Annotated in this window: 24 protein-coding genes; 11 read left to right on the forward strand and 13 right to left on the reverse strand. The window is 65.6% G+C overall.

Going from position 1 to position 26,070, the window contains the following annotated elements:
* Nucleotides 1-555: 555 nt before the first annotated feature.
* Both MTX21_RS14260 and MTX21_RS14265 read right to left on the reverse strand, forming a co-directional pair.
* The gene (locus tag MTX21_RS14260; RefSeq protein WP_280965435.1) at nt 556-1,323 is read right to left on the reverse strand and encodes a methyltransferase; all 768 of its coding nucleotides are present in this window, start codon (nt 1,321-1,323) and stop codon (nt 556-558) included.
* Nucleotides 1,316-1,543, reverse strand: coding sequence for a DUF2007 domain-containing protein (locus MTX21_RS14265; RefSeq protein WP_280965436.1), 228 nt, complete (start codon nt 1,541-1,543; stop codon nt 1,316-1,318). Before MTX21_RS14265 ends, MTX21_RS14260 begins: the two co-directional genes overlap by 8 nt.
* A gap of 130 nt (nt 1,544-1,673) precedes the next feature.
* On the opposite strand from MTX21_RS14265, the gene MTX21_RS14270 reads away from it, so the two are divergent.
* From MTX21_RS14270 to MTX21_RS14290, 5 genes are all read left to right on the forward strand, one after another.
* Nucleotides 1,674-2,681: a polyprenyl synthetase family protein gene (locus MTX21_RS14270; RefSeq protein WP_280965437.1), complete on the forward strand. Its 1,008-nt coding sequence runs from the start codon at nt 1,674-1,676 to the stop codon at nt 2,679-2,681.
* Nucleotides 2,682-3,137: 456 nt separating this feature from the next.
* Nucleotides 3,138-3,653 carry a helix-turn-helix domain-containing protein gene (locus MTX21_RS14275; RefSeq protein WP_280965438.1) on the forward strand — a complete coding sequence of 172 codons (516 nt, stop codon included), beginning with the start codon at nt 3,138-3,140 and terminating at the stop codon, nt 3,651-3,653.
* A 1-nt stretch (nt 3,654) separates the two neighbouring features.
* Nucleotides 3,655-4,917: a beta-ketoacyl-ACP synthase II gene (fabF, locus tag MTX21_RS14280; RefSeq protein WP_280965439.1), complete on the forward strand. Its 1,263-nt coding sequence runs from the start codon at nt 3,655-3,657 to the stop codon at nt 4,915-4,917.
* 111 nt (nt 4,918-5,028) lie between these two features.
* A complete protein-coding gene (locus tag MTX21_RS14285; protein WP_280965440.1) occupies nt 5,029-5,661 on the forward strand; it encodes a LysE family translocator in 633 nt (210 codons plus the stop codon).
* Between the two features lie 29 nt (nt 5,662-5,690).
* Nucleotides 5,691-6,563 (forward strand): alpha/beta hydrolase, encoded by an 873-nt coding sequence (locus MTX21_RS14290; protein ID WP_280965441.1) that lies wholly within the window; start codon nt 5,691-5,693, stop codon nt 6,561-6,563.
* 135 nt (nt 6,564-6,698) lie between these two features.
* Here the strand turns inward: MTX21_RS14290 and MTX21_RS14295 are convergent, their stop codons facing one another.
* The 3 genes from MTX21_RS14295 to MTX21_RS14305 all read right to left on the reverse strand — a co-directional run bounded on the left by MTX21_RS14295 (nt 6,699) and on the right by MTX21_RS14305 (nt 11,385).
* Nucleotides 6,699-7,583 (reverse strand): 4-(cytidine 5'-diphospho)-2-C-methyl-D-erythritol kinase, encoded by an 885-nt coding sequence (locus MTX21_RS14295; protein ID WP_280965442.1) that lies wholly within the window; start codon nt 7,581-7,583, stop codon nt 6,699-6,701.
* Nucleotides 7,584-7,669: 86 nt separating this feature from the next.
* A complete protein-coding gene (locus MTX21_RS14300; RefSeq protein WP_280965443.1) occupies nt 7,670-9,466 on the reverse strand; it encodes a tetratricopeptide repeat protein in 1,797 nt (598 codons plus the stop codon).
* A 257-nt stretch (nt 9,467-9,723) separates the two neighbouring features.
* A complete protein-coding gene (locus tag MTX21_RS14305; RefSeq protein ID WP_280965444.1) occupies nt 9,724-11,385 on the reverse strand; it encodes an electron transfer flavoprotein-ubiquinone oxidoreductase in 1,662 nt (553 codons plus the stop codon).
* Between the two features lie 136 nt (nt 11,386-11,521).
* Here MTX21_RS14305 and MTX21_RS14310 point away from each other — a divergent pair, with 136 nt between their 5' ends.
* The gene (locus tag MTX21_RS14310; protein ID WP_280965445.1) at nt 11,522-12,331 is read left to right on the forward strand and encodes a uracil-DNA glycosylase; all 810 of its coding nucleotides are present in this window, start codon (nt 11,522-11,524) and stop codon (nt 12,329-12,331) included.
* 122 nt (nt 12,332-12,453) lie between these two features.
* On the opposite strand, the gene MTX21_RS14315 is transcribed toward MTX21_RS14310, so the two are convergent.
* From MTX21_RS14315 to MTX21_RS14330, 4 genes are all read right to left on the reverse strand, one after another.
* The gene (locus MTX21_RS14315) at nt 12,454-13,962 is read right to left on the reverse strand and encodes a glycosyltransferase family 39 protein (RefSeq protein ID WP_280965446.1); all 1,509 of its coding nucleotides are present in this window, start codon (nt 13,960-13,962) and stop codon (nt 12,454-12,456) included.
* A 151-nt stretch (nt 13,963-14,113) separates the two neighbouring features.
* Nucleotides 14,114-15,010 (reverse strand): ribonuclease HII, encoded by an 897-nt coding sequence (locus tag MTX21_RS14320; RefSeq protein ID WP_280965447.1) that lies wholly within the window; start codon nt 15,008-15,010, stop codon nt 14,114-14,116.
* 78 nt (nt 15,011-15,088) lie between these two features.
* Nucleotides 15,089-15,544, reverse strand: coding sequence for a VOC family protein (locus MTX21_RS14325; protein WP_280965448.1), 456 nt, complete (start codon nt 15,542-15,544; stop codon nt 15,089-15,091).
* Between the two features lie 24 nt (nt 15,545-15,568).
* Nucleotides 15,569-16,732, reverse strand: coding sequence for a PA0069 family radical SAM protein (locus MTX21_RS14330; protein WP_280965449.1), 1,164 nt, complete (start codon nt 16,730-16,732; stop codon nt 15,569-15,571).
* Nucleotides 16,733-16,928: 196 nt separating this feature from the next.
* Between MTX21_RS14330 and MTX21_RS14335 the strand changes: the two genes are divergently transcribed.
* Both MTX21_RS14335 and MTX21_RS14340 read left to right on the forward strand, forming a co-directional pair.
* Complete coding sequence (locus tag MTX21_RS14335; RefSeq protein WP_280965450.1) at nt 16,929-19,343, forward strand: phosphoketolase family protein; 2,415 nt, start codon at nt 16,929-16,931, stop codon at nt 19,341-19,343.
* A 9-nt stretch (nt 19,344-19,352) separates the two neighbouring features.
* A complete protein-coding gene (locus tag MTX21_RS14340) occupies nt 19,353-20,543 on the forward strand; it encodes an acetate/propionate family kinase (protein WP_280965451.1) in 1,191 nt (396 codons plus the stop codon).
* A gap of 183 nt (nt 20,544-20,726) precedes the next feature.
* Here the strand turns inward: MTX21_RS14340 and MTX21_RS14345 are convergent, their stop codons facing one another.
* Nucleotides 20,727-21,563, reverse strand: coding sequence for an RMD1 family protein (locus MTX21_RS14345; protein WP_280965452.1), 837 nt, complete (start codon nt 21,561-21,563; stop codon nt 20,727-20,729).
* Nucleotides 21,560-21,931: an MJ0042-type zinc finger domain-containing protein gene (locus MTX21_RS40080; RefSeq protein WP_341510228.1), complete on the reverse strand. Its 372-nt coding sequence runs from the start codon at nt 21,929-21,931 to the stop codon at nt 21,560-21,562. Before MTX21_RS40080 ends, MTX21_RS14345 begins: the two co-directional genes overlap by 4 nt.
* Before the next feature lie 108 nt (nt 21,932-22,039).
* Here MTX21_RS40080 and MTX21_RS14355 point away from each other — a divergent pair, with 108 nt between their 5' ends.
* From MTX21_RS14355 to MTX21_RS14365, 3 genes are all read left to right on the forward strand, one after another.
* On the forward strand, nt 22,040-22,615 hold the full coding sequence (locus MTX21_RS14355; RefSeq protein ID WP_280965454.1) for a glycosyltransferase: 576 nt from the start codon (nt 22,040-22,042) through the stop codon (nt 22,613-22,615).
* 62 nt (nt 22,616-22,677) lie between these two features.
* On the forward strand, nt 22,678-23,628 hold the full coding sequence (locus MTX21_RS14360) for a helix-turn-helix domain-containing GNAT family N-acetyltransferase (protein ID WP_280965455.1): 951 nt from the start codon (nt 22,678-22,680) through the stop codon (nt 23,626-23,628).
* Nucleotides 23,628-23,768 (forward strand): hypothetical protein, encoded by a 141-nt coding sequence (locus tag MTX21_RS14365; RefSeq protein WP_280965456.1) that lies wholly within the window; start codon nt 23,628-23,630, stop codon nt 23,766-23,768. The genes MTX21_RS14360 and MTX21_RS14365 overlap by 1 nt, the downstream gene beginning before the upstream one ends.
* A gap of 271 nt (nt 23,769-24,039) precedes the next feature.
* Here the strand turns inward: MTX21_RS14365 and moaB are convergent, their stop codons facing one another.
* Entirely contained in the window at nt 24,040-24,603 is a 564-nt protein-coding gene (gene moaB / locus MTX21_RS14370; protein ID WP_280965457.1) for a molybdenum cofactor biosynthesis protein B, read from the reverse strand.
* Between the two features lie 140 nt (nt 24,604-24,743).
* Nucleotides 24,744-25,682 (reverse strand): neutral zinc metallopeptidase, encoded by a 939-nt coding sequence (locus MTX21_RS14375; RefSeq protein ID WP_280965458.1) that lies wholly within the window; start codon nt 25,680-25,682, stop codon nt 24,744-24,746.
* Nucleotides 25,683-26,070: the final 388 nt, after the last annotated feature.

Below are 26,070 nucleotides of genomic sequence, written 5' to 3' on the forward strand. Positions count from 1 at the left end.
CAAGGACAGGGAATGCCGCGTCCGGACCAGGATCGGGCAGCAGCAGAGGACCCGTCCGCCCATCACCGAAGGTGACGCGCGCATAATTTGCGGAGCGTGAGGTATCAGCCGCTATTGTGAAAACGCCTCGTCTTCCGAGAACAGCGTTTCGGAGGCGGCATGACTCGATCTCCTCACAAGCTGCGTGATCGATCAACATTGGTGCAACCCGCCGCTGCCGGAGTTCACGCCCTTACGCGCTGACCGGCTTACAGCGGACTTCACCATGTTCTGATGCGGCTCGAACGGCGGAGCAAATCGTCCTGAACCGAAACGACATTGCTTCATCTTTCGCCCCGCGCGTTACCTCACATTAACCCTTCCTTATCACGCGACTGTCATTGGAGGTGCCTGGAACGTGTTTTGCAAAGCAGCCGTTGGGAGGCTGGAATGAAACAGCGGAGACAAACACCATGAAAATCTATCTGCTGTTGATGCTGATCGGTGCACTTTTCACGGCGATTCGCTTCACGTCCCCGCAGGAACAGCAGTCGGAATCGCTTCCGCAGTAAGCTTTCAGGACGCTGCCAGCGGCAGGACCGCCCTGCCTTCGAGAATCTCCTTCACCTCATTTTTGGGCACGGCTGACGCTTCGTTAAGCATGAGGCCGGGCAGCAGTTGGGTCGGCGCCTTGCCCCCTTTGACTGCACGCACCAGCACACGGATCGCAGGCCGTCCTGCCTCGCCATGAACGGGCAGGACGGACAAGCTGCCGAAGCCGCGTGACAGCGCTGCCAGCACCTCCGCAATCCCATCCGCACGCCAGATCAAGGTAAGCGCGCCACCCGACTTGAGGATGCGTCGCGCCGCATGCACCCACGCATGCAGCGTTTCGTCAGTGGCCACATGCGCGGTGTGGCGCGCCTGATCCGGCGAGCCGCGATGCCGCGCCGGATCGTTGAAGGGCGGGTTCATCAGCACCACGTCGGTGCTGTCGGGCGAAAGCCCGTTCGCAGCGAAGGCTGACGCATCCGCCGTGACGTCGAGCACGATCGCATCGGCGGAAATCGCGTTCGTCGCTGCATTGGCGCGCGCGAGTTCCGCCTGCTCCGGATCGATCTCGACCAGACTGAGCCTAATTCCGGGGACGCGCCGGGCGAGCGCAAGCCCGGCCGCGCCAACGCCGGCGCCGAGATCGACCACCCGCTCGCCGGCCTCGGCTCGCGTCGCAGCCGCAAGCAGAATGGCGTCATGCCCGGCGCGGTGGCCGGACCGTTTCTGCCTCAGCCGCAACTGCCCGCCGAGAAAGGCGTCCTCGGTGATATCTGCAATGGCCTCAGTCATCGCCGCGCAATTCGTGACGGAGCCCGGCTTCGGTCAGGAGCTGCCGCGCCTCCCGGGCATCCTCCTCGTGGACCAGGATCCGGCGCGGCAGGATGCCGAGCGAGCCCTCGATGATGCTCATGTTCTGGTCCAGCACCAGATGATGGATGTTCGCGCCGTCGAGCAGCGCGCCGATCGCCGACACCAGCACCAAATCGTTGGTCCGAACCAGTTCGCGCAAAACGAGCCTCCTGCCTGAAAGGGGGTAAGCGGCCAATGTCAATGGTTCCGCGGCACTTGCCGCATCCGCCGGCAGTTTCTATTGTCTTTCCATCAGAATAGCCCCTCCGGGGCAAATATTGGAGACCGGCGTGGCCGTCATCGTACCTTTCGAAACCCCCGGCGCGTCGATCGAAGAGCTGGTTGCCCTTGTCGCCCCCGACATGGAGCGCGTCAACGCGACGATACTGTCGCGAACCGGCTCCGAGGTGACCATGATCCCGGAGGTAGCCAACCACCTGATCTCCTCCGGAGGAAAACGCCTGCGGCCGATGCTGACGCTCGCCATGGCCAACCTCGCCGGCTACACCGGCGATGGCCACATCAAGCTAGCCGCCTCCGTCGAGTTCATGCACACCGCGACCCTGCTCCACGACGACGTCGTCGACGAGAGCGAGATGCGGCGCGGCAAGCTGTCGGCGCGCATGCTCTGGGGCAACGAGGCAAGCGTCCTGGTCGGCGACTTCCTGCTGGGCCAGGCCTTTCGCATGATGGTGGAGGTCGGCTCGCTCCGGGCGCTCGACATCCTCTCCGCGGCCGCCGCGACCATCGCCGAGGGCGAGGTGATGCAGCTTGCCGCCGCCAAGAATACCGCAACCACCGAGGACGAATATCTTGCCGTGATCCGCGGCAAGACGGCCGAGCTGTTCGCGGCCGCCTGCGAGGTCGGGCCGGTGATCGCCAACCGCCCGAAGGCGGAGCAGACAGCCTGCCGCTCGGTCGGCATGAATCTCGGCATCGCCTTCCAGCTCGTCGATGACGTGCTCGACTATGGCGGCAAAAGCGCCAAGCTCGGCAAGAACATCGGCGACGATTTCCGCGAAGGCAAGATCACGCTGCCGGTGGTGCTCGCCTTCCGCCGCGGCAATGATAGTGAGCGCGCGTTCTGGGTACGCGCGCTCGAGCGCGGCGAGATCGGCGACGCCGACCTCGACCACGCCATCGGCCTGATGAACAAGCACCGCGCGCTCGAGGATACGCTGAGCCGCGCCCAGCACTACGGCGCCATGGCGGTGGACGCGCTCGCTCTGTTCCCGTCCTCGCCGATGAAGAGTGCGCTGGAGCAGGTCGTCGCGTTCTGCCTGGCGCGATCGCACTAGCTCACGTTTCGGCACACAGCCCGCTTCATACTCGGTGTCGTCCCGGCCGAGTGCGCAGTTGCGCACTAGGCCGGGACGACGCCGCTGAGATAGCACCGCTTCTGCATCAACATCGTCATTGCGAGCGCAGCGAAGCAATCCAGTCTGTCCGCGCGGTAAGACTCTGGATTGCTTCGCTGCGCTCGCAATGACGGAGGATCACCATTCAGTCTCGTGTCCTGGACGCGCTGCAATGCCCCTTTAGCGTTGCAGCGCAGAGCCGGGACTCACGCAACACGCGCGACAATCGGCAACATGGGCCCCGGCTCTGCAGCGCATCGCCAAAGAAGCGCTGCGCTGCGTCCGAGGCACGAGAGCGGCAAACGCCTGCCGCACATCTCTATTCGCTCCACCCGCGATCTGATGCTATCGGTTAAGTTACTTGCATTTTGAAAGTTACCCCTCTAGCATGCTCCGATGCAGCCCAAATCCCCCTCCATCCTCGAATGCCCGGTGGGTCGCGCCGTGGAAACGGTCGGCGAATGGTGGAGCATCCTGATCCTGCGGGATGCGTTTCAGGGCGCGACGCGCTTCGACGAGTTTTCGCAAAGTCTCGGGATCGCGCCGAACATCCTGTCGCGGCGCCTCGCCCATCTCACCGAGACCGGCATGTTCATCCGCCGCCGCTACAGCGAGCGTCCGCCGCGCTACGAATATGTCCTGACACCGAAGGCGCGGGATTTCTTCCCGGTGATCGTGGCGCTGCTCGCCTGGGGCAATAAGCATCTCGCGCCGAAGGGCGAGGCGATCGTGCTGGCGAGCAGGGACGACATTCGCCCGCTCGATCCGGTCGTCGTCGACGCCGCCAACATGCATCCGATCACGCTGGCCAATGCGGTCGTCATTCCCGGCCCGCGCGCGAGCCGCGGGATGCGGCAGCGGCTCGCCTCACTCAGGGCCATGAACCCGGCCGTCGCGCCGGCTGGAGACTGACATGCGTCGTATCGTCGTGACGGGAATGGGAGCGGTGTCGCCGCTCGGCTGCGGTGTCGAACTGTCCTGGCGCCGGCTGCTCGCCGGACGCAGCGGGCTGCGTGTTCTGCCCGAGTGGTCGCAGCCGCTGCCGGCGCGCATCGCCGGACTGGTGCCCGACAAGACCGACGACATCGAAGGCGGCTTCGACCCCGCACAGGCGGCAGCGCAGAAGGATCAGCGCAAGATGGACCGCTTCATCCTGTTCGCACTGCTCGCCGCCGCAGAGGCAGTCGCGCAGGCCAGATGGACGCCGCAGGACGCGGCGGCGCTGGAGCGGACCGCGACGATCATCGCCTCCGGTGTCGGCGGATTTCCGGCGATGGTGGAAGCGGCGCGCACTACCGACCAGCGCGGCGTGCGCCGGCTGTCGCCGTTCACCATCCCCTCGTTTCTGGCCAATCTCGCCGCCGGTCACGTCTCGATCAAACACGGCTACAGGGGACCGCTGGGGACGCCGGTCACGGCCTGCGCCGCCGGTGTGCAGGCGATCGGTGATGCCGCGCGCATGATCCGCGCGGGCGAGGCCGACGTCGCGATCTGCGGCGGCACTGAGGCCTGCATCGATCTCGTCAGTCTCGGCGGCTTCGCGGCCGCCCGCGCCCTGTCGAGCCGCTTCAACGATGAGCCCGCGCGGGCCTCCCGCCCGTTCGATCGCGACCGCGACGGCTTTGTCATGGGCGAAGGCGCCGGCATCCTGGTGATCGAGGAGCTGGATCATGCCCTCGCCCGCGGCGCTGCACCGATCGCCGAGATCGTCGGATATGGCACGACGGCGGACGCCTATCACATGACGTCGGGTCCGCCCGATGGCGACGGCGCCCGCCGCGCCATGGAGATCGCGCTGCGTCAGGCGCGGCTGGAGCCGGCCGATCTGCAGCACCTGAATGCGCATGCAACGTCGACGCCGGCCGGCGACGAGAGCGAGCTTGCCGCCATCGGCGCACTGTTCGGCCGCGACCGCAGCATTGCGGTGAGCGCGACGAAATCGGCCACCGGTCATCTGCTCGGCGCCGCCGGAGGGCTGGAGGCGATCTTCACCATCCTCGCCTTGCGCGACCAGACCGCTCCGCCGACACTCAATCTCGAAAGCCCCGATCCAGGGGCCGAGGGCATCGACATCGTGGCGGGGGCGGCACGATCGATGCCGATGGCGTACGCCATCTCCAACGGGTTCGGCTTCGGCGGTGTCAATGCCAGCGTGATCTTCCGGCAGATGGGCTAGACGATCTCGTCAGGACCGCAAGATCACGACGATCCTCCGCTTGCGTGCGGTCGAACTTGTTGGCAAGCAGGTGAGCGGCGAGCCTACTCTCGAAGCATGGATCCGCGCGCAATGAGTGAAACGAGTTTCTGGCTGTTTCTGGCGGCCGCTATCGTCATTGCCGCCGTGCCCGGCCCCGGCATCTTCTACGTCGCGGCACGAACCTTGTCGGAAGGGCGTGCGAGCGGCTTCGCATCGACGGCGGGCACCGCGCTGGGCGGGATGGTTCACGTGGTGGCGGGCAGCCTCGGCATCTCCGCGATCATCCTTGCGAGCGCCGAGCTGTTTGCCGTGGTGAAATTCGTCGGCGCGTTATATCTGGTGTGGCTCGGCATCCGCACATTTCGCGGCGCCGGCCGCGCACTTTCGCTGGAGAGCGAGGCCGTCGGCGAGAGGCGCGCCTTTCGCGACGGCATGCTGGTCGAGGCGCTGAACCCGAAGACCGCAGCGTTCTTCCTCGCCTTCGTTCCGCAGTTCCTCAATCCCTTGGGATCGAGCCTCACGCTGCAATTCATCATGCTCGGCGCGATCTCGGTGGCGCTGAACACGCTAGCCGATGTCGTCGTCGTGCTGATGGCATCCGCAACACGCAGGCACCTGATCGGCCGGCCGCATCTGATGCGGCGCCTCACGCAAGGCTCCGGCGTCTTCATCGCGGGCCTCGGCCTTTCGCTCGCGCTGGCGCGGCGGCCGGTGCATAGCTAGCGCAACCGGTCAGAGAGGATCGCAGCACGATGCTCGTTCCGCAAAGTCGCTACTACGAGTCCCACAGCCTGCGGCTGCATTATGCCGACTGGGGCAACGAGGGGGCGCCAACCGTCATCCTGGTTCACGGCGGCCGCGATCATTGCCGGAGCTGGGACAGCATCGCCCGATCGTTGCAGCCGCACTTTCACGTGCTCGCGCCCGACCTCCGCGGGCACGGCGATTCCGATTGGACCAGGGGCGGCAGCTACGCCCTGACCGAATATGTGTACGATCTCGCGCAGCTCGTCCGCGCCGTCGCGGCGCCCCAGGTGATCCTGATCGGCCACTCGATGGGCGGGATGGTGAGCCTGATCTATTCGGGATCATGTCCCGAGCAGGTCTCTGCGCTGGTGGTCCTCGACGGTGTGACCGTCCTGCCGGATGCGGAGAAGCCGCCGGCACACGAGCGCATCACCAAATGGATCGGCCAGCTCGACAAGCTGCACGACCGCACACCGCGTCGCTATCGCACGATCGAAGACGCGGCGGCGCAGATGATCGCCTACAACAAACGCCTGTCGCGCGAACTCGCGCTGCATCTCGCAACTCATGGCGTGCGCCAGAACGAGGACGGCAGCTTTAGCTGGAAGTTCGATCCCTACCAGCGCGCCAGCGCGCCGCACCGGCTCTGGCCGGACGATCACGTCGCGCTGTGGTCGCGCATCGCCTGCCCGACGCTGCTGCTCAATGCCAGCGAGAGCTTCCTCGCCGGTACCAAGGCGACAGGCCTGGAGCGCTACTTTCAACGAGCGCGCGCTGAGACCATCTCCGGCGCCGGACACTGGCTGCATCACGACCGGCCAGATCAGGTGCTCGGCGCGATCCGGAGGTTTCTGGGGCTTGCCGATGAAGGCGGTTAGCCGTGTGCCCAATGCTCGGCTGCGCGAGTGGCCGACATCTACATCCCCGTCATTGCGAGCGCAGCGAAGCAATCCAGACTGTCGCCGCGGGCGGATGCTGGGTTGCTTCGCTTCGCTCGCAATGACGCGGGAGGCTTAGCTCAACGTCCCCGCATGCACCCACCAGCCGGGATGATCCCTGCGGATTTGCTCGGCTGCAGCGTGCGCCTCGGCGGGCGCGCCGAAGATCGCAAAGCAGGTGGCGCCGGAGCCCGACATGCGGGCGAGCTTGACGCCGGCAGACGCGCGCAAGGCTTCCAGCACGTCGCCGATCACGGGCTCGATGCGCATCGCGGGCGCTTCGAGGTCGTTGGCCACGGTTTCGAGAACCTCGACCCAGTCGGCGATGGACGCCCCCTCCTCCGGCCAGGCCGGAGCCTCGATGACGTCGGTGGCGCCGACCAGGAGCTCACCGTTGAGCAGGCCAAGCGCCTGGAACACATCCTTGGTCGCAACCGGCACGCGCGGATTGACCATGACGCAAGGCATGCTCGGGAGCATCAAGGGCAAGAGCTGTTCGCCGACGCCGGTCATGTCGCAGGCGCGCGAGAGCAGACACACTGGCACGTCGGCACCGGTCGCCAGCGCGACCCGCTGCAAGCGGGGATCATCGAGTGCGAGATCGTTAAGACGGGCGAGCAGCCGCAGCGCTGCCGCCGCATCGGCCGAGCCGCCGCCGATGCCCGCTGCGACCGGCAGAACCTTGTCGAGCGCGAAGGCGCCTAACTTCAGGTTCGGCACAGCGTCGGCCAAAAGCTTGGCCGCCTTGAAAACAAGATTGTCGGACGTGTCGCCGCAGGCCGCGGCGAGCGGCCCCGTGGTGGTAAGCCGAAGCTCGCCGCCCGGCTCCAGCGTGAGCCGGTCAGCGCAGTCGGCGAAGGCGACCACGCTTTCGAGATCATGATAGCCGTCGGCGCGACGGCCGACCACGCGAAGGCTTAAGTTGACCTTCGCACGCCCCTCTTCGATCAACGCCGGCATCGGCGACACGCCCCCAGGAGTCTCTTTGTTTTGCGCATGATCTTATCGGAAAACCGCTGCACACTTTTCCGGATCATGCGCGCAGCTCAGCCGCCCTTGCCGTCGTCCTTCTTCTTCTCGGCTTGGGCAGCCGAGGAGTTCGAATTGTCGTCGGTGAGACCGCCTGCGATCTTGGCCTCGATCTTCGGCAGCTCCTCCGGCTCGGGCTTGAGATCGCGGGCATGCGCCCACTGGAATTTCGCTTCCAGCGTGCGGCCGACGCGCCAATAGGCATCGCCGAGGTGATCGTTGATGGTGGGATCCTCGGGCTTCAGGTCGATCGCGCGCTCGAGGTTCTTCACCGCTTCTTCGTAATTGCCGATGCGGTAATAGGCCCAGCCGAGAGAATCGACGATGTAGCCGTCATCGGGGCGCTGCTCGACGGCACGCTTGATCATCTTCATGCCTTCGTCGAGGTTGATGCCCTGGTCGATCCAGGAATAGCCGAGATAATTGAGCACGTGCGGCTGGTCGGGCTGCAGCTCGAGCGCCTTCTTCATGTCGGCCTCGGCCTTGCTCCACTGCTTGGAGCGCTCCTCGCAAATGCCGCGATAGTAATACCAGACGCTGTTGGCCTTGTCGTTGCCGGGCGGCAGCACGTCGACGCCTTGCGAATAGGTCGCACCGCAGTCGCCGAACTTCTTGCGGCCGCGCTCGATGTTGCCGAGCGCCATGATGGCTTCAAGATCCTTGGGATCCTCGCTCACCACGCCCTTGAGAATCTTGATCGACTCGTCGGTACGATCGGCGGAGTCGAGGTCGACCGCGAGTTGGATCTGCGCGTTGCGCTTCAGGGGCGAGGACGCCGGCACGCGCTCGTAGACCTTGATCGCCATCTGCGGCCGCTTCACCGATTCGTAGAGATCGGCGAGCGAGAGCAGCGCCAGCGGATGGCTGGGCTGGAGATAGAGCGAGAGCTGGAGATAGACCAGCGCCAGATCCTCGCCACCGCGGCGGGTCAGCGTGGCGCCGATGCCGTAGAGCGCCTCGGCCGCACCGGCCTGCGCGGAATCGACCAGCGGCGGCATCTTCTTGCCGGCGCGGGTCTCGCGCAGGCCTTCCTGGATCAGCGGATGACGGGCAAGCTTCTTGTCGAAGGCCGCGTAGATGGCGGTTGCGGCGGCCGCGTCCTTGTTGCGCGACAGCCAGCGCGCATAGGCCTCGGCCACGCGCAGCATGGAATCGTCGAGCTTGTAGGCGCGCTCGAAGCGGGTACCGGCATCCTTCTCCTTGCCGGCGAGCTCGAGGATCATGCCGGTATGGAGGTCCTTGAACAGCGGATACCATTCGGGGCCGGCCAGCTTGTCGATGCCAGCGACAGCGCCCTTGGAATCGCCGGCGCCGTAAGCGGCCCAGCCCGACAGCAGCGTAGCGACGAGATCGGTGATCGGACCGCGGATCGACTGGTTGATGTTGCTCTGCGCGGCCGAATATTTCTTCAGCTTGAGATCATGCACGCCGACCACGAGACGCGCGACGCGGTTGGTCTTGTCGATGGTGAGGATGCGCTCGGCGAGCTTGACCGCTTCATCGATGTCGCCGTCGGCGACCGACGAGATGAAGGCGCGGTCGAGCAGCTCGTTGTTCTTGGGATCGGTGCGCAGCGCCGAGCGGTAGAAGGCGGCTGCGGAGGCGGCATCGCGTTCGACGCTGGCGTGGCGGGCGGCGAGATAGCTGCCGGAGGTGGTCAGCGACTTCAGATCGTTTCGGGTCGGAAACTGCGCCGCCGTGTTCTCCGGATGATCCGGCGTCTGCGCCAGGACCGCACCGGGGGCCGCGACGAGCGCGGAGCCCGCAAGGGCGATGGCGGCAACAGTCCAGCGGTTGAAACGATTTGAAAACATCAGGGCTCGCCTTGAGTTGGTAGTGCCTGGGTTTGCAGCAGAAGGCCGTCTCGCATACGAACGCGGCCGGCGGCATCTGGACCCGGAACCGTCAGGCCGACAATGCCGCTTTTGGCGCCTCACCGCAAGGATTCGGACCGGCGATCCCCTCCGCGCGCCCCAAGACGCTCCCACTATGGCCTTATCGTGGCCGCGAGCGACCTGCCGCGGCCCGTTCCTCACGCGAACGTGCGTCGGATTAACTTTTCGGCCTTCCCCTACATCGCCTCGTAGTTCGGACCGCCGCCGCCCTCCGGGGGAACCCAGGTAATGTTGCCGTTGGGGTCCTTCACGTCGCAGGTTTTGCAGTGGACGCAGTTCTGGGCATTGATGACGAAGCGCGGGCTTGTGTCTTCGTCGACCCACTCATAAACGCCGGCCGGGCAATAGCGGTTCGAGGGTCCTGCGAAGACATCGTGTTCGGACGTCTTCTGCAGATTCATGTCCGTGACCTTGAGGTGAACCGGCTGGTCCTCCTCATGGTTGGTGTTGGACAGGAACACCGAGGACAGCTTGTCGAACGAAATCTTGCCATCCGGCTTCGGGTAGACCTTCGGCGTATGCTGCTTGGCCGGATCGAGCGTGGCGCGGTCGGGCTTGGCATGCGACTGGGTGCCGAACAGCGACGCGCCGAACAGCGTGTTGCACCACATGTCGAAGCCGCCGAGCGCGACTCCGAGCACCGTGCCGAACTTCGACCACAGCGGCTTGACGTTGCGGACCAGGAACAGATCCTTGCCGACCGACGAGGAACGCCAGGCGTTCTCGTACTCGACGAGCTCATCATTGGCGCGATCGGCGGCGATGGCGGCCGCGACGTGCTCGGCGGCGAGCATGCCGCTGCCCATCGCATTGTGCACGCCCTTGATGCGCGGCACGTTGACGAAGCCGGCCGCGCAGCCGATCAGCGCGCCGCCGGGGAAGCTGAGCTTCGGCACCGACTGGTAGCCGCCTTCGGTGATGGCGCGCGCGCCGTAGGCGAGCCGCTTGGCGCCCTCGAAGGTGCCGCGGATCGACGGATGAGTCTTGAAGCGCTGGAACTCGTCGAACGGCGACAGGTACGGGTCGTCGTAGTTCAGATGCACGACGAAGCCGACGGCGACGAGGTTGTCGTCGTAGTGATAGAGGAACGAGCCGCCGCCGGTCTTCATGTCGAGCGGCCAGCCGAACGAATGCTGGATCATGCCCTTCTGATGCTTGGCGGGGTCGATCTGCCAGACCTCCTTGAGGCCGATGCCGAATTTCGGCGGCTCGCACTTCGCATCGAGCGCGAACTTGTTGATGAGCTGCTTGGTGAGGCTGCCGCGGGCGCCCTCGGCGAACAGCGTGTACTTGCCGAGCAATTCCATGCCACGGGTAAAGGAGTCCTTCGGCTTGCCGTCCCTGCCGATGCCCATGTCGCCGGTGGCGATGCCGCGCACCTTGCCCTCATCGTCGTAGAGCACTTCGGCGGCCGCAAAGCCCGGATAGATCTCGACGCCGAGCGCTTCGGCCTTGCGCGCCAGCCAGCGGCAGACATTGCCGAGCGAGCCGATGTAGCAGTGATGGTTGTCCATCAGCGGCGGCATGATGAAGTTCGGCAGCTTGATCGCGCCGCCACCCGTCATCCAGTAGAAGCGGTCGTCCTTGACTTGCGTTTTCAACGAGCAGTCGGGATCATTCCGCCAGTCGGGAATCAGCTTGTCGAGGCCCGCAGGATCGATCACCGCGCCCGAGAGAATGTGTGCGCCGACCTCGGAGCCTTTTTCAACTACGACGACGTTGAGATCGGCATTGAGCTGCTTCAGCCGGATCGCGGCCGCCAGGCCCGAAGGGCCGGCGCCGACAATGACGACGTCGAATTCCATGGATTCGCGCGGGGGGAGTTCTTCGGTGCTCATCTGATCTCAGCCCTTGAGACGGTTCCTTGTCATTTGCGCCCCCTTGTTTCCGATTTTTCCGGGTAGGACAACCTCGGAAATGCGTTCCGCTGGGATGCAAGGCGGCCCAAACTGATATAAAAGTCAGACCTTCCAGATGATCCCCGAACCTACCCCCACCGTCCGCGAGCTTCTAGCCTTCTATCTGGAGGCCGGTGTCGATTGCGCGCTGGCGGAAGAACCGATCGACCGGCTGGCCGAGGTCGACGCCCCGCCGCCGCCCGCGCGCGTGGCACAGCCGGCGGAGGCGCCGCCGCCAGTGGCCGCGCCCGCCGTGATGCGCGGCGAGGCGGCGCCCGCTCCCGACATTGCAATCGCCTCGGCGCGCGAGGCCGCGCGCACCGCGCCGACGCTCGAGGCGCTGCGCGAGCTGATGCAAAGCTTCGAGGGCTGCGCGCTGAAACACACCGCGACGCGGCTGGTGTTCGCCGACGGCAATCCGCAGGCGCGCATCATGTTCGTCGGCGAGGCGCCGGGGCGCGACGAGGACATCGAGGGCCTGCCCTTCGTCGGCCGAAGCGGAAAACTGCTCGACCGCATGATCGGCGCGATCGGGCTCGACCGCAGCAACGCCTATATCGCCAACGTGATCCCGTGGCGGCCGCCCGGCAACCGAACGCCGACGCCGCAGGAGACACAGATCTGCCTGCCCTTCATCCAGCGCCAGATCGAACTGGTGAATCCCGACGTGCTGGTGACGCTCGGCAATCCCTCGACGCAGACGCTGCTGTCGACGCGTGAAGGCATCATGCGCACCCGCGGCCGCTGGTTCGACTACGACACAGGCCAACGCACGATCCGCGCGCTGCCGACCTTCCACCCGGCCTATCTGCTCCGCTCGCCGGCCTACAAGCGGCTGGCCTGGCAGGATCTGCGCGCGATCGCGAAGGTGCTGGCAACATCGTGAGGGGCGGAACGGCCCCTCCCCGTCATTGCGAGCGCAGCGAAACAATCCAGACCGTCACAGCGGAAAGATTCTGGATTGCTTCGCTGCGCTCGCAATGACGACGGACAAAACGCGAGAATGCGTCACGTCCCCTTCGGCCGCACGATGGCCCAGCCGACGCGCAGGAGTTGCTGGCGTCCGGTCACCAGCCATTCGAAGGCGCGCGGCACTTCGGGCACGATGCCGGGGAAGCGTTTGAGGATGTCCGGCGGCGGCGTGCCGGCCGTGTCGGAGGCGCGCCAGACCACGACGCCGCCGGTCTCGCTGAATTTCGCCGATGTCATCCAGGGCGTGCGTGCAGGATCGGCATCGATGAAGAGATGCGGCCGACCGGAATGCAGCGCAATCAGGCTTGCAAGCTGGGTCTCGCCGGCGACGGCGCGCAGGCGATGATTGGTACGTCGTGCAAAGCTCTCGTCGAAGAAGTCGGAGATCGCGCGCGCCGGCATCGAGGTCGCGATCTCGCCGGTGCCGGTCCAGGGCATCGCCAGGACGGCCAGCACAACGCCCGCCGCCGGCGCCACGACCGCCGCGGCCCACACCGTGCGCAGCATCCGCGCGCGCCGCATCGCGATCAGATCGCCGGCCGCCACGACCACGGCAAGCCCCGCCATCACCAGCACGACGCCGGCGCCGCCGACGACACCGTCGAGACCGAACAGGCCAGCGATCAGGACCGCACCGAGGGCCGGCGCGAGCGCGAAGAAGTAGACGAAGCTTTGCGCCAGCGGCGCGACCGACGGCCGATAGATGATCGGCGGCTCCTCGGTCTTGCCGGCGAACCAACCGGTGTTGAGGAAGGCCAGCGCGGGAACCGCCGCTGCGCCGAGCACGAGACCGCCGAGCAGCCAGGCCGCGTTGAGTGCGCGGGCGTTCAGCTCGGAGACTTGCGGCAGGGGCGGCAGGACGAGCGTCTCGGCGCGCATCAGCCAGACCGCATAGGGCAGTGCCAGCACGGCGACGACCACGATCGCAAACAGCGGGTCGAGCGCGCGCAGTGTCCGGCGGCCGCCGGCGGTCGCAACCGCGAAGATGGCGAGCAGCGAGAGGAGAAAGATCGCCGCCGGCGTCGTCAGCAGCAACAGCCCCGCCTCGATCGACCAGGCGAACCAGGCATTGCCGCGGCGCTGGCCGATGATTTGCCAGGAATGCAGCAGGAGCAGCGTCCAGAGCGGCCGCGCCAGCACCAAGGGGCCGAAGTCGAGCGCGGGCGAAGAGAAGGCCAGCACCGTCATGGTTAGCAGCACCGCGAGCACCGCCTGCTGGCTGCCGACCACGGCGCGCGCGAGATGATAAAGCGCGACGAAGGTCGCGATCTCGCAGAGCTCGGCCAGGACGTAGACGCCGAACATATGGCCGCCCGCGGTACGGTAAGCGATGTCGGCAAGCCAGATCGGCAAGGGCGGGCCGAGATCGGTGCCGACCTGGTATTCGCGGCCGAAGGCCAGAAGGGTTGCGAGGTTGCCGGGCGGGCTGCGGTAGAACACGAGCGCCACGAACAGCCACATCGCGGCCTGCAACAACACCACGATCCACACGACCAGCCGCGGCCGGGCGCGAATGAGCTCGATGACGAGGGAGGTAAACCGCATGCAACGTCCGAAAGATGCAGCCAACCCGTCCAAGCCGGCCCTATTCGCTTTGCCCTGATTTGATAAAGCGCGCTGCGCGTCGTGGCAACGACCGTCTACTCCCTCTCCCCGTTCTTACGGGGAGAGGCGAAGAAGGTGCACTGCGGGCGTTCTAGAGATTCGCGGAAGCGTCGGCTTCCACCTCCGCGTCGACCTCCACCTCCGTCACAGAGAACAGATCCACCACCGGCTCTACGGTCCAGGGCATGTGCTTGGCGCGGGCGGCGGCGACGGGGGCGAAGAAGCTGCGGTGGTGGACGGAGGGGCCGAGGCGGTCGAGCGCCTCGAGGTGCTCCGGAACGGCATAGCCCTTGTGCTGCTCGAAGCCGTAGCCCGGGCAGTCCTGCGCCAGCGCGCACATTAGACGATCCCGCGTCACCTTGGCGACGATCGAGGCCGCGGCGATCGACACGACGAGTCCATCGCCGCCGATCACGGCCTCGCAGTCGCAAGCCGTGTCGAGCCGGTCGCGACCGTCGACAAAGACATGGCGGGGCGCCTCGGGCAGCGCCAGCACCGCACGCTTCAGCGCCCACAGCGAAGCGCGCAAAATATTGTCGCGATCGATCCGCCCCGGCGAGGCGACGGCGACCGAGACCTGTGCGGTCGCGCAGATCTTGTCGAACAACTTCTCGCGCTCCTCCGCGGTCAGCCGCTTGGAATCGTCGATGCCGCGCGGAATGCGGTTGGGATCGAGGATCACGGCAGCCGCCACCACGGGGCCGGCGAGCGGCCCGCGGCCGGCCTCGTCGCAGCCCGCCACCGGCCAGACGCCACGCTTGATCAGCGCCCGCTCGCGGCGAAAGCTCGGCGGCGCGACGACGATGATCTCTTTCTTGGCTGCGCTCTTGGCGGCCTCGGCGCTGCCCGCCGCAACCTTGTCTCCTGAAGTCTTGTCTACTGAAGTCTTGCCAACTGACGCTTTGGCCGCCTTTGGCACAGCCTTCTTGGCCGCGTCCTTCTTTGGCGCGTCCTTGGCTGGCTTGCTGGCGGATTTGTCTCGAATCATGGTCGGGACAGTGCGCAAGCGGTCCCGGTTGCGCAACCGGGAACCCGGGATAATTCCCGTTATTCAGATGGAGCCGCCTCACTCTGCGAGATGCACGCGCCGATCGTCGCCGACCTCAATGCCCGGCGCGACTACCACCTCCCAGGGATGGCCATCGGGATCGGTAAAATAGCCGGAATAGCCGCCATAGTCGGTCTCGTGCGCGGCCTTTAGCAAAGCGGCTCCCTTGCCGACGGCAAACGCCAGCACCGCGTCGACCTCCTCGCGCGTCCGGCAGTTCCAGGCGAGCGTCATGCCGCGAAAGGCAGGTGGCCTTGGCCTATCCGGCAGGGTGGCATCCGCAGCGAGCTTGTCCCAGTGAAACAGGGCAAGCACCGGACCGCCGGTGTCGAAGAAGGCGACCGCCTCGCCGGTCACCTTCAGCCTGCGGGCAAAGCCGAGCGCTTCATAGAAGGCGATGCTGGCACGGATGTCGCTCACGCCGAGCGTGATGACGGTGAGCCGCGGCACCGGGACGGTGAATTCCTCGCTCATACACGCCTCGTCAGTTTTTGTTTCTCAGAACAGGCTGAGCTGATCGCCGTTCCGTTTGGGCTTCGCAAAATGATCCGTCGTCAGTTTCGAGCGCCGCTTGTTGAGCCCGAGCCTGTCACAGGCGATCTCGAAGCGACGGCCGATGGTCCAGGCCATCGGGCCGGTGCCCTTCATCCGCTCGCCCCATTTCGAATCGTAGTCGCGACCGCCGCGCATGTCGCGGATCAGGGTGAAGACGTGGCGATAACGGTCCGGATAGTTCGCCAGCAGCCATTCGCGGAAGAGATCGCGCACCTCGAGCGGCAGCCGCAACAGGACATAGGATGCTTCCTTGACACCGGCATGCGCGGCGGCATCCAGAATGCGCTCGATCTCGGAATCGTTCAGCGCGGGGATCACGGGCGCGACCATGACGGTGGTCGGGATGCCGGCATCCGAGAGCTTCTTCAGCGCCTCCAGCCGCTTCGGCGGCGTGGACGCCCGCGGCTCCATGGTGCGCGCGAGTTTGGGATCGAGCGTCGTGACCGAGAGCGCGACCTTCGCAAGGTTCCGCTTCGCCATCCGCGCGAGAACGTCGATGTCGCGCACCACCAGCGCCGATTTGGTGACGATGCCGACCGGATGGCCGGCGCGCTCAAGCACCTCCAGAATGCCGCGCATGATTTTGCGCTCGCGCTCAATCGGCTGGTACGGATCGGTGTTGGTCCCGATCGCGATCATCCGCGGCTCGTAACCGGGTGCGGCGAGCTCTTTCTCCAGCAGCGCCGCCGCTTCGGGCTTGGCGAACAGTTTTGACTCGAAATCGAGCCCGGGGGAGAGGCCGAGATAGGCGTGGGTCGGCCGCGCGAAGCAATAGACGCAGCCGTGCTCACAGCCGCGATACGGATTGATCGAGCGGTCGAAGCCGATATCGGGGGAATCGTTGCGGGTGATCACCTTGCGCGAGGTGTCGACAGCAACCGTGGTCTTGAACGCCGGCAGCTCGTCCAGGCTCTGCCAGCCATCGTCGAAGGCGACGCGCGCCTCGGCCTCATAGCGGCCGCTGGCGTTGGATTGCGCGCCCCGCCCTCGCCTGCGCTCGCGGTCGATGGCGACCGAAAGCTCGGGGAAATCGGAAGGCGCACCCGCCGGCTCGGAGGGCGCCGTGACCGGCGGGTGCCTGAGGGCATGAGAGGATGCTCGACTCATGCAGCCAAGATAGCATCTGACAGGAACAAATCAAGAACGAGAGCAAAAATCCGCAAAACAAGCCGCCCAAAGTTTGGGCGGAGGATTTTGACATCGCGCAAGGGGTCGCCGTCGCGATCCCGTTCGATGCCCGCCAGGGATCGATCTTGCGCCAACAAGGTTGGTGACGGTCGTTGCGTGAAGGGTCGGCAGAAACATGACAGACAGACAACAAGCAGGCGCCGCGACCGGCGACCTCGACCTCCTCGATCAATATTGGCGCGCCGCCAATTATCTCTCGGTCGGCCAGATCTACCTCATGGACAATCCGCTGTTGCGCGAACCCTTGCGGCCCGAGCACATCAAGCCGCGCCTGCTCGGCCATTGGGGCACCACGCCGGGACTGAACTTCATCTATGCCCATCTCAACCGCGTCATCCGCGCGCTCGACCTCAACGTCCTCTACGTCTGCGGTCCCGGCCATGGCGGCCCGGGCATGGTCGCCAACACCTATCTCGAAGGCACTTACAGCGAGATCTATCCCGATATCGGGCGCGACGCGGACGGATTGCGGAAGCTTTTCAGGCAGTTCTCCTTCCCCGGCGGCATTCCGAGTCACGCGGCACCGGAAACACCGGGCTCGATCCATGAAGGCGGCGAGCTCGGCTACGCGCTGGTGCACGCCTATGGCGCAGCGTTCGACAATCCAGGCCTGATCGTCGCCTGCGTCGTCGGCGACGGCGAAGCCGAGACCGGCCCGCTCGCCGCGTCCTGGCACTCGAACAAGTTCCTGAACCCGGCCCATGATGGCGCTGTGCTGCCGATCCTCCATCTCAACGGCTACAAGATCGCCAACCCGACCGTGCTCGGGCGGATGCGCGACGAGGAGATCCGCGAGCTGTTCCGGGGCTATGGCCACGAGCCGCTATTCGTCGAGGGCGACGATCCGAAACTCATGCATCGAACCATGGCGGATGCGCTCGACGTCGCGCTCACCAGCATCCGCTCGATCCAGCAGCACGCCCGCGACGGGCGCACGGCGGTCGAGCGGCCGCGCTGGCCGATGATCGTGCTGCGCAGCCCGAAGGGCTGGACCGGCCCGAAAGAGGTCGACGGCCTCAAGGTCGAAGGATTCTGGCGTGCGCATCAGGTGCCGGTTGCCAATTGCCGGGAAAATCCCGCGCATCTGAAGCTGCTCGAGCACTGGATGCGCAGCTACGAGCCGGAAAAACTCTTCGACGCCGACGGCAGGCTGATTCCCGAGCTCCAGGCGCTGGCGCCTGAAGGCGACCGCCGCATGGGCGCCAATCCGCATGCCAATGGCGGGCTGTTGAAGAAGGAGCTGAAGCTGCCGGACTATCGCGGCTTCGCGGTCGAGCTACAGCGGCCCCGCGGCGTAGCGGCGGAAGCCACGCGCGAGCTCGGCAAGTTCCTGCGCGAGGTCGTCCGCCTCAATGCGGATGCGCGCAACTTCCGCATCATGGGACCGGACGAGACCGCGTCAAACCGGCTCGATGCGGTGTTCGAGGCCACCGAGCGGGCGTGGATGGAGAAAACCGAGCCCTACGACGTGCATCTCGCGCAGGACGGCCGCGTGATGGAGGTCTTGAGCGAGCATCTCTGCCAGGGCTGGCTCGAAGGCTATCTGCTCACCGGACGCCACGGCTTCTTCTCCTGCTATGAAGCCTTCATCCACATCGTGGATTCCATGTTCAATCAGCATGCCAAATGGCTGAAGGTCTCGCGCGATCTGCCGTGGCGGCGCCCGATCGCCTCACTCAATTATCTCCTGACCTCGCATGTCTGGCGTCAGGACCACAACGGTTTCAGCCACCAGGACCCCGGCTTCGTCGATCTTGTCACCAACAAGAAAGCCGACATCGTCCGCGTCTATTTCCCGCCGGACGCCAACACGCTCTTGTGGATCGCAGATCACTGCCTGCGCACCTACGACCGCGTCAACGTGATCGTCGCGGGTAAGCAGCCGGCGCCGCAATGGCTCTCGATGCAAGAGGCCATCACCCATTGCGATGCCGGCATCGGCATCTGGACGTGGGCGGGGACAGAAGATGCGAGCAGCGAGCCCGACGTGGTGATGGCCTGCGCCGGCGACGTGCCGACGCTGGAGACGCTCGCCGCCGTGGACCTCCTGCGCAAGGCGCTGCCGGATCTGAAGATCCGCGTCGTCAACGTGGTCGACCTGATGACGCTGCAACCGAAGGAGCAGCATCCGCATGGCCTGTCCGATCGCGACTTCGACAGCCTGTTCACGCGCGACAAGCCGGTGATCTTCGCCTATCACGGCTATCCCTATTTGATCCATCGCCTGACTTATAACCGCACCAATCACGGCGGCATGCATGTGCGCGGCTTCGCCGAGGAAGGCACCACGACGACGCCGTTCGACATGGTCGTGCTCAACCAGCTCGACCGCTATCACCTCGCGATCGAGGCGATCGAGCGCGTGCCTGATCTCGCGACCAAAGCTGCACAAGTGAAACAGCAATTCCGCGACGCGCTGATCAGGCATTCGCGTTATGTGCGCGAGCATGGCGAGGACATGCCGGAGATCCGCGACTGGGTCTGGCCGGGCAGCGCGGGCGGCAAGACTCCGGCGGAAGCCGGCGACTGACGGTGGGCCATGTCAGACGCAGCTCTCGTCCTCAACACCGGCTCGTCCAGCATCAAGTTTGGCCTGTTCGATATCTCGGCGGCCGCACCCGTCCTGCTCTGCAACGGTCTGCTCGACGAGCACGAGACCAAGCCGCAGCTCGTTGTGAGAAGCCCCGCAGGTGAAGATCTGTACGAAACGCAACGGACAGCGTCGGAGGCGGGCGGCGATGCTCTGTTCGCCGATGTCCTCGGCTTCGTCGAAAAATCCTTCGGCGATTGCCGCCTGCGCTGCGTCGGCCACCGCATCGTGCATGGCGGCCCTGAGTATTCCGGTCCGGTCGAGTTGACGGAGCATGTCGTCGCGAGGCTCGACGCGCTGACGCCGCTTGCGCCGCTGCATCAGCCGCGCTGCCTGGCGCCGGTCCGCGCCATCAGCGCGATCCGGCCCGGACTGACGCAGATCGCCTGTTTCGACACTGCCTTTCACGACGGCCTCGCACCGCCGGCGAGCCGGTTCGCCATTCCGAGGCGCTATGAAGAGCGCGGCCTCCGGCGCTACGGCTTCCACGGCCTCTCGTTCGAATATGTTGCAGGCCGCCTTGCCGAGATCGCACCGCCGCGTGTCGCGGGCCGCACCGTCATCGCGCATCTCGGCAATGGCGCGAGCCTTTGCGCGCTCCGTGCCGGCCGCAGCGTCGACACCACGATGGGACTGACGCCGCTCGACGGGCTGGTGATGGGCACGCGTTGCGGCACCATCGATCCCGGCGTCCTGCTCTATTTGCTCGATCACGAGAAGATGTCGCGCGCTGCCGTGCAGCACCTACTCTATCACGAGTCGGGCCTGCTCGGCGTCTCCGCAATCTCGGCAGACATGCGCACGCTGCTCGCAAGCGGCGACGCCGCGGCGAAAGAGGCGATCGATCTCTTCACCTTCCGTGTGGCGCAGCAGGTGGCGATGATGGCGAGCACGCTGCAGGGGCTGGACTGCCTGGTCTTCACCGGCGGCATCGGCGAGCACAGCCGCGAGATCCGCAGCGAGATCTGTGCGCGGCTCGCCTGGCTCGGCGTGCGGATCGATGCAACTGCCAATGGCGAGGCGCGCGAGGCCATCCACCGCCACGATAGCGCCGTCGACGTCTTCGTCATACCGACCAACGAGGAACTGGCCATGGCGTGGCACTGCGCGGCGGTGCTGCGGCAGAGCGAGCGCCCTTGAGAGAGTGGCTCAGTCTCTTTGTGGCCATCCTTCGAGACGCCCGCTGCTGGCAGGCTCCTCAGGATGAGGTCTTATTTCGTGGCGAAATTCTAGACCCTCATGGTGAGGAGCGCCGCCCTGCGGCGCGTCTCCGGACGATGCTTTGCATCGCCGGGCGAACCATGAGGACGAGCAACAAAGACGTCAGTGAGTCCCGGACAGGATCTGGAAAACGCCGATCACGACCTCGATCACGATCAGCACCACCACCGCCACCTCGAGGCGCAGCGAGCGCTGCGTGTCGATGATGTCCGTCAGCGCGTTGGCCGTCTCTGAAATGGCCGTGAGCTTGCGCTCGAGCGTCTCGAGGCGCTCCGTCAGCTCGTACTCGTCTTCGAGACGGGCATAGAGCCGGTCGAGCTCCGGCTTCTCCCAGAGCACGTCGGGCTTCTCGGCAATCGCGACGCGGCCGGCCACGCGCTGCTGGACCAGGAGCGCGTTGCCGATTAACTGCAGAATGCCCTTGCGCCGGGGCGGCGTGCGGCCCTGCTCGGCGAGCTTGCGCGCGAAGGGCTCGATGACGTCGAACACTGCAGCGACGCGCCGCTCGTCGCGCGCCAGCGACGTGCTTTTGGCGAGCGCGTCCGCAATCAGGAGCAACCGGTCGTCGGAGAACTTGGCGAGGCAGATCGGGCCGCCCGGCTGAATCGCCTCGGCGCTTTCGTCGCTGCAGAGCTGAGCCTGCGCGGTCTCCTCCTCATAGGGGCTGAGCTCGCCGATCACACGCGGCTTCAGATTGTCGATAAAGACCTTCTCCTCCGACGGGAGCAGCCCGATCAGGACCACGACACCGTAGCGGAAGATCACGGCAAGTCCAGCATGGACGCGGAACGCGGCGGGCATCGATGAGACCAGCGGGCCGATCTCGAGCCCCGAGGCATTGATGCGGTCGCCGAGCATCACGGCGCGGATCCGCAGGGTCGGCGCGGCGTCCTGCTTCGGCGATGTCGTCGTGCCAATGGTGAGCTGATCGGCCTTCACGCAACTATCCTGCTCGGGGCCACGGTGAGGCGGTAGATGACGGCCCGGGATCCATCGAAGACGTCGAGCACGTGATCGCAGACGGTGCAGCGGAATTCACCGGGCTCGCCGGTCAATGATGATAGCGTAATCCGACGGAACCCGGCTCCACATTTCGGACAGATGATGTCGCTTTTTTCCATGATTGCGCGCTTTCCTGTCTGAGCGGCCGATCCGCGACCCGCGCTGCGGGAGCATGATCGGCCCACGCTCGACAATCGCTGCGGCGATACCGGGTTTCTGTCATCGCGGGCATTTGCCGAAACATTCGGCATAGTTGTCTGCCAAGGGCCAAACATCGGATGCGACGGGTCGTTCGGGTTTACCATCCAACGCCGACGCCCGGCCGAGACGTTGCGCCCGGCCTCGCCGCATGTTTATGACACCGTCATAACAAGGTACGCTTCTCCGAAATTTGAGCCACTGAAGCCTCAATCATGCTGAGCGTCATCATTCCGACCAAAGGGGTCGAACAGACGGCGGTCGCTACGCTGGCCGCGCTGGTACCGGGTGCCGCCGCCGGCGTCATCCGCGAAGTTCTCCTGGTCGACGGCACCCGCAATGGCGTCATCGAGCGCGTGGCAGACGTTGCCGGCTGTCGTTTCATCGGTTTCGAGGGATCCTCGCAAGGTGCAGCGCTCGCCGCCGGCGCGCTGCAGGCCCGTTCGCCCTGGCTGATGTTCCTGCACGCCGGCGCCGTGCTCGAAACCGGCTGGATCGAGGAAACCACCCAGTTCATCCAGACCGTCGCGGCCAGCGGCCGCGACCGGGCCGCCGTGTTCCGCTATTCCCGCTCGCCATACTCGGATACCACACCGCGCGACTTGTTTCGCGCGGTGGCGCGAATGCTCGTCGGCCCGTTCGGCGACCAGGGGCTTTTGATCGCGCGCGATCACTACGACCGGATCGGCGGCTACCCTCCCCAGGCGCGCCGTTCCGAGGCCCGCCTGTTGCGGCGGCTCGGCCGCTCCTCCCGGACGCTGCTGCGCAGCCGGATCGTCATGGTGGGCTGAGCCTGCATGATGCTTGCCAAAGTCAAATAATTAATTGACAATGGCAAGTATCGAGGTGCCCCATGACAACAAGCCTGACGCATTCGACCGCAGAGGTTTCCAACGACCAGGTCCAGGCGGTTCGCGCATTCAACCGCTTCTACACCCACAAGCTCGGCGTGCTCGACCAGCAGCTCCTGAAGAGTCCGTTCTCGCTGAGCGAAGCGCGCGTCCTCTATGAGCTCGCCCATGGCGGCGAGCAATCGGCCAAGGAGATCGGCGGCGCGCTCGGGCTCGATCCGGGCTATCTCAGCCGCATCGTACAGAGCTTTGACGAGAGCGGCCTGATCGCGCGCAAGCCGCTCGCATCCGACCGCCGGCAATACCAGTTGAGCCTGACGGCGAAGGGCCGTCAGGCCTTCGCCAAGCTCGAGCGGGTGACGCAGGAGGATGTCGCCGCGATGTTGCGGCCCCTCTCGGGCGAGGACCGCCGACGGCTGACCGCTTCGATGGAGACGATCGAGCGGCTGCTCGCGATGCCGCGCACGCCGACGCCGCCCGCGACCCTGCGCGAGCCGCGGCCCGGCGACATGGGCTGGGTGGTGCAGAGCCACGGCGCGCTCTATGCCGGCGAATACGGCTTCGATTCCGGTTTCGAGGCGCTGGTGGCCGAGATCGTCGCAAAATACATGACCTCCTACGACGCCTCGCGCGAGCGCTGCTGGATCGCCGACATCGAGGGCCGTCCGGTCGGTTCGGTGTTTCTGGTGAAGGCGAGCGACGACGTCGCCAAGCTGCGTCTCCTGCTGCTCGATCCGGCAGCGCGCGGACAGGGCCTCGGCCAGCGCCTTGTCGCCGAATGCGTCTCGTTCGCGCGCGCCTGCGGCTATCGCCGCATGACGCTGTGGACGCAGAGCATTCTGGTCGCCGCGCGGAAAATCTACCAGGACGCCGGCTTCAAGCTGGTCGCCACCGAGCCGCATCGCAGCTTTGGGCAGAACCTGACCGGAGAGACCTGGGAGCGGGATCTCTGATGCATCAGTGGGACGACGCCACGCACCGCGTCGCCGCCGAATTGGTCGACCTCTACAAGCGCCGCGCCCACCGGCTGCGGCGCAATGCGTGCCGAGATCTCTGGCGCATGATGTGGTGCTCGCTGACGCGGAAGAGCTAGCAATTGGATCAACCAGCGCGGTGCACGTTGATGTGCCCTCGCCCCTTGTGGGAGAGGGCAGCTCCGCTGGCAGACGCGTGCTCACGTGGGTGAGGGGTTTCTCTCCACGCTTTCGGTGCTGAGAGAGACCCCTCATCCGGCGCTTCGCGCCACCTTCTCCCACAAGGGGAGAAGGAAGAATGCGCGTTGATGTGCCCTCGCCCCTTGCGGGAGAGGCCAGCGACGCTGGCAGACGCGAACTCGTTTGGGTGAGCAGCGCCTGCAATTGCGATTATACCGTCGCGCCCTGCGCCTTCGGGCGGCGCAGATGCTCATCGAGCCGCGGCATGATCTCGACGAAGTTGCAGGGGCGCGTGCGGTAGTCGAGCTGGGCGGCGAGGATGCCGTCCCAGCCGTCGCGGCAGGCGCCAGGCGAGCCAGGCAGGCAGAAGATGTAGGTCGCGCCCGCGACGCCCGCCGTGGCACGACTCTGGATCGTCGACGTGCCGATCTTGGCGTGGCTCATCAAGTGAAACGCGATCGAGAAGCCGTCCATGCGCTTCTCGAACAGAGGCTCGACCGCCTCCGGCGTCACGTCACGCCCGGTGAAACCGGTGCCGCCGGTGGTGATGACGACATCGATGCCGGCGTCTGCGATCCAGCGGCGGATCACGGCTCGGATCGTCTCGACGTCGTCGGTAACGATCTCGCGGGCGGCGAGATGATGACCGGCAGCAAGGATCCGGTCGGCCAGCGTCTGGCCGGACTTGTCGTCGGCGAGCGAGCGCGTGTCGGAGACCGTCAGCACCGCGATGTTGAGCGGGATGAATTGCTTTGACTCGTCGATGGAAACCATCGTGACCTCCTACCTTTCTGCCAATCCTCCGACGTCATCCTGAGGTGCGCGCGCCAGCGCGCCTCGAAGAATGGGCCCGGGATCATCATCCTCTAGGGCTCGCCAAGAGGCGAGCGCCTCAGGATGACGCCAACGCCAGCCTACAACGACCCGTTTCCGAACGTGTTGCAGGCTTCCACCGTGCCGCGCTGGTAGCCGGTCATGAACCAGCGCTTGCGCTGCTCGGCCGAGCCGTGGGTGAAGGAATCGGGCACGACGCGTCCCGTCGCCTGGCGCTGCAGCGTGTCGTCGCCGATCGCGCTCGCCGTGGTCAGCGCCGCGTCGATATCGCCCGGTTCCAGGAAGTTCGGACGCTTCTTCGCCTCGCGGTTGACCCAGACGCCGGACAGACAGTCGGCCTGCAGCTCCACCTTCACCTGGAGCGCATTGGCTTCAGCCTTGGAACCGACCTGCTGCTGCAGCCGCGTCACGCGCGGAATGATGCCGAGCAGGTTCTGGATGTGGTGGCCGGCTTCATGCGCGATGATGTAGGCCGTGGTGAAATTGCACGCCGACTTGCCCGAACAGCCGCGGAAGCGCGTCTCGACCTCGCGAAAGAAACCGGTATCGAGAAAGATCGTTCGGTCCGGCGGACAGTAGAACGGACCCATCGCCGACTGCGCCATGCCGCAGCGGCCACCATTGGTGGCGTTGCGGAACAGCACGATCTTCGGACCTGTGTAGGACTGGCCGCTGGCCTGGAAGATCTCGCTCCAGCGGTCGTCGATCTCGCCGAGGATGCCGGAGATCATGCTGCCCATCTCGTCGGTCGGCGCGCCGCGCTTGCCCGAGGACGCATGCCGATCGGTCTGGTAGGTCGGCGCACCGCCGCCGGAGAGGATCTCGGCGCCGCCGATCAGGATCCGCGGATCGATGCCGAAAGCGTAGCCGATCAGGCCGAGCACGATGATGGTGCCGATCCCGAGCCCGCCGCCGCCCATGGGAAGGCCGAACCCGCCGCCTCCGCCGCCGCCAAATCCACCACCTTCGTCGCGACGATCCTCGATGTCGTCGCTGCGGCGAAAGTCATCGTAACGCATGGCGGCCTTCCCTTAAGGTCCCTGATTTCGCTTCGTCGGCGCGCCGGAGCGCGAAAGTCCAACATGCGACAGACGTAGAATTTCCATTGTGTTAATCAATATCCCGCTCGGCAAAAATTGCCTAGTGCGACGGCGTGCCGGCGCCAGCAATTTTTTCCGACCTTCGTGCAATTTTTTCCGAGAGAAATTTGCAGGCGACGCGGCGGCCGCGACCCGAACGGATGCGAAATACACTGCAAAACACGGCGATTGCGCGCAACACGCCGCATGCGGCGCGCGATGCAGCGCCTGCTCACAAAAGCAGCGGGTTAAGTCGATTTTTACTTTGCGCCGTCAATGTAACGGCCAGTCGGTTGTTTGGTCCCGCGTCGCCGACAGCGTCGCCTGA

It is taken from the genome of Bradyrhizobium sp. ISRA430, assembly GCF_029909975.1.
Lineage (GTDB): Bacteria > Pseudomonadota > Alphaproteobacteria > Rhizobiales > Xanthobacteraceae > Bradyrhizobium.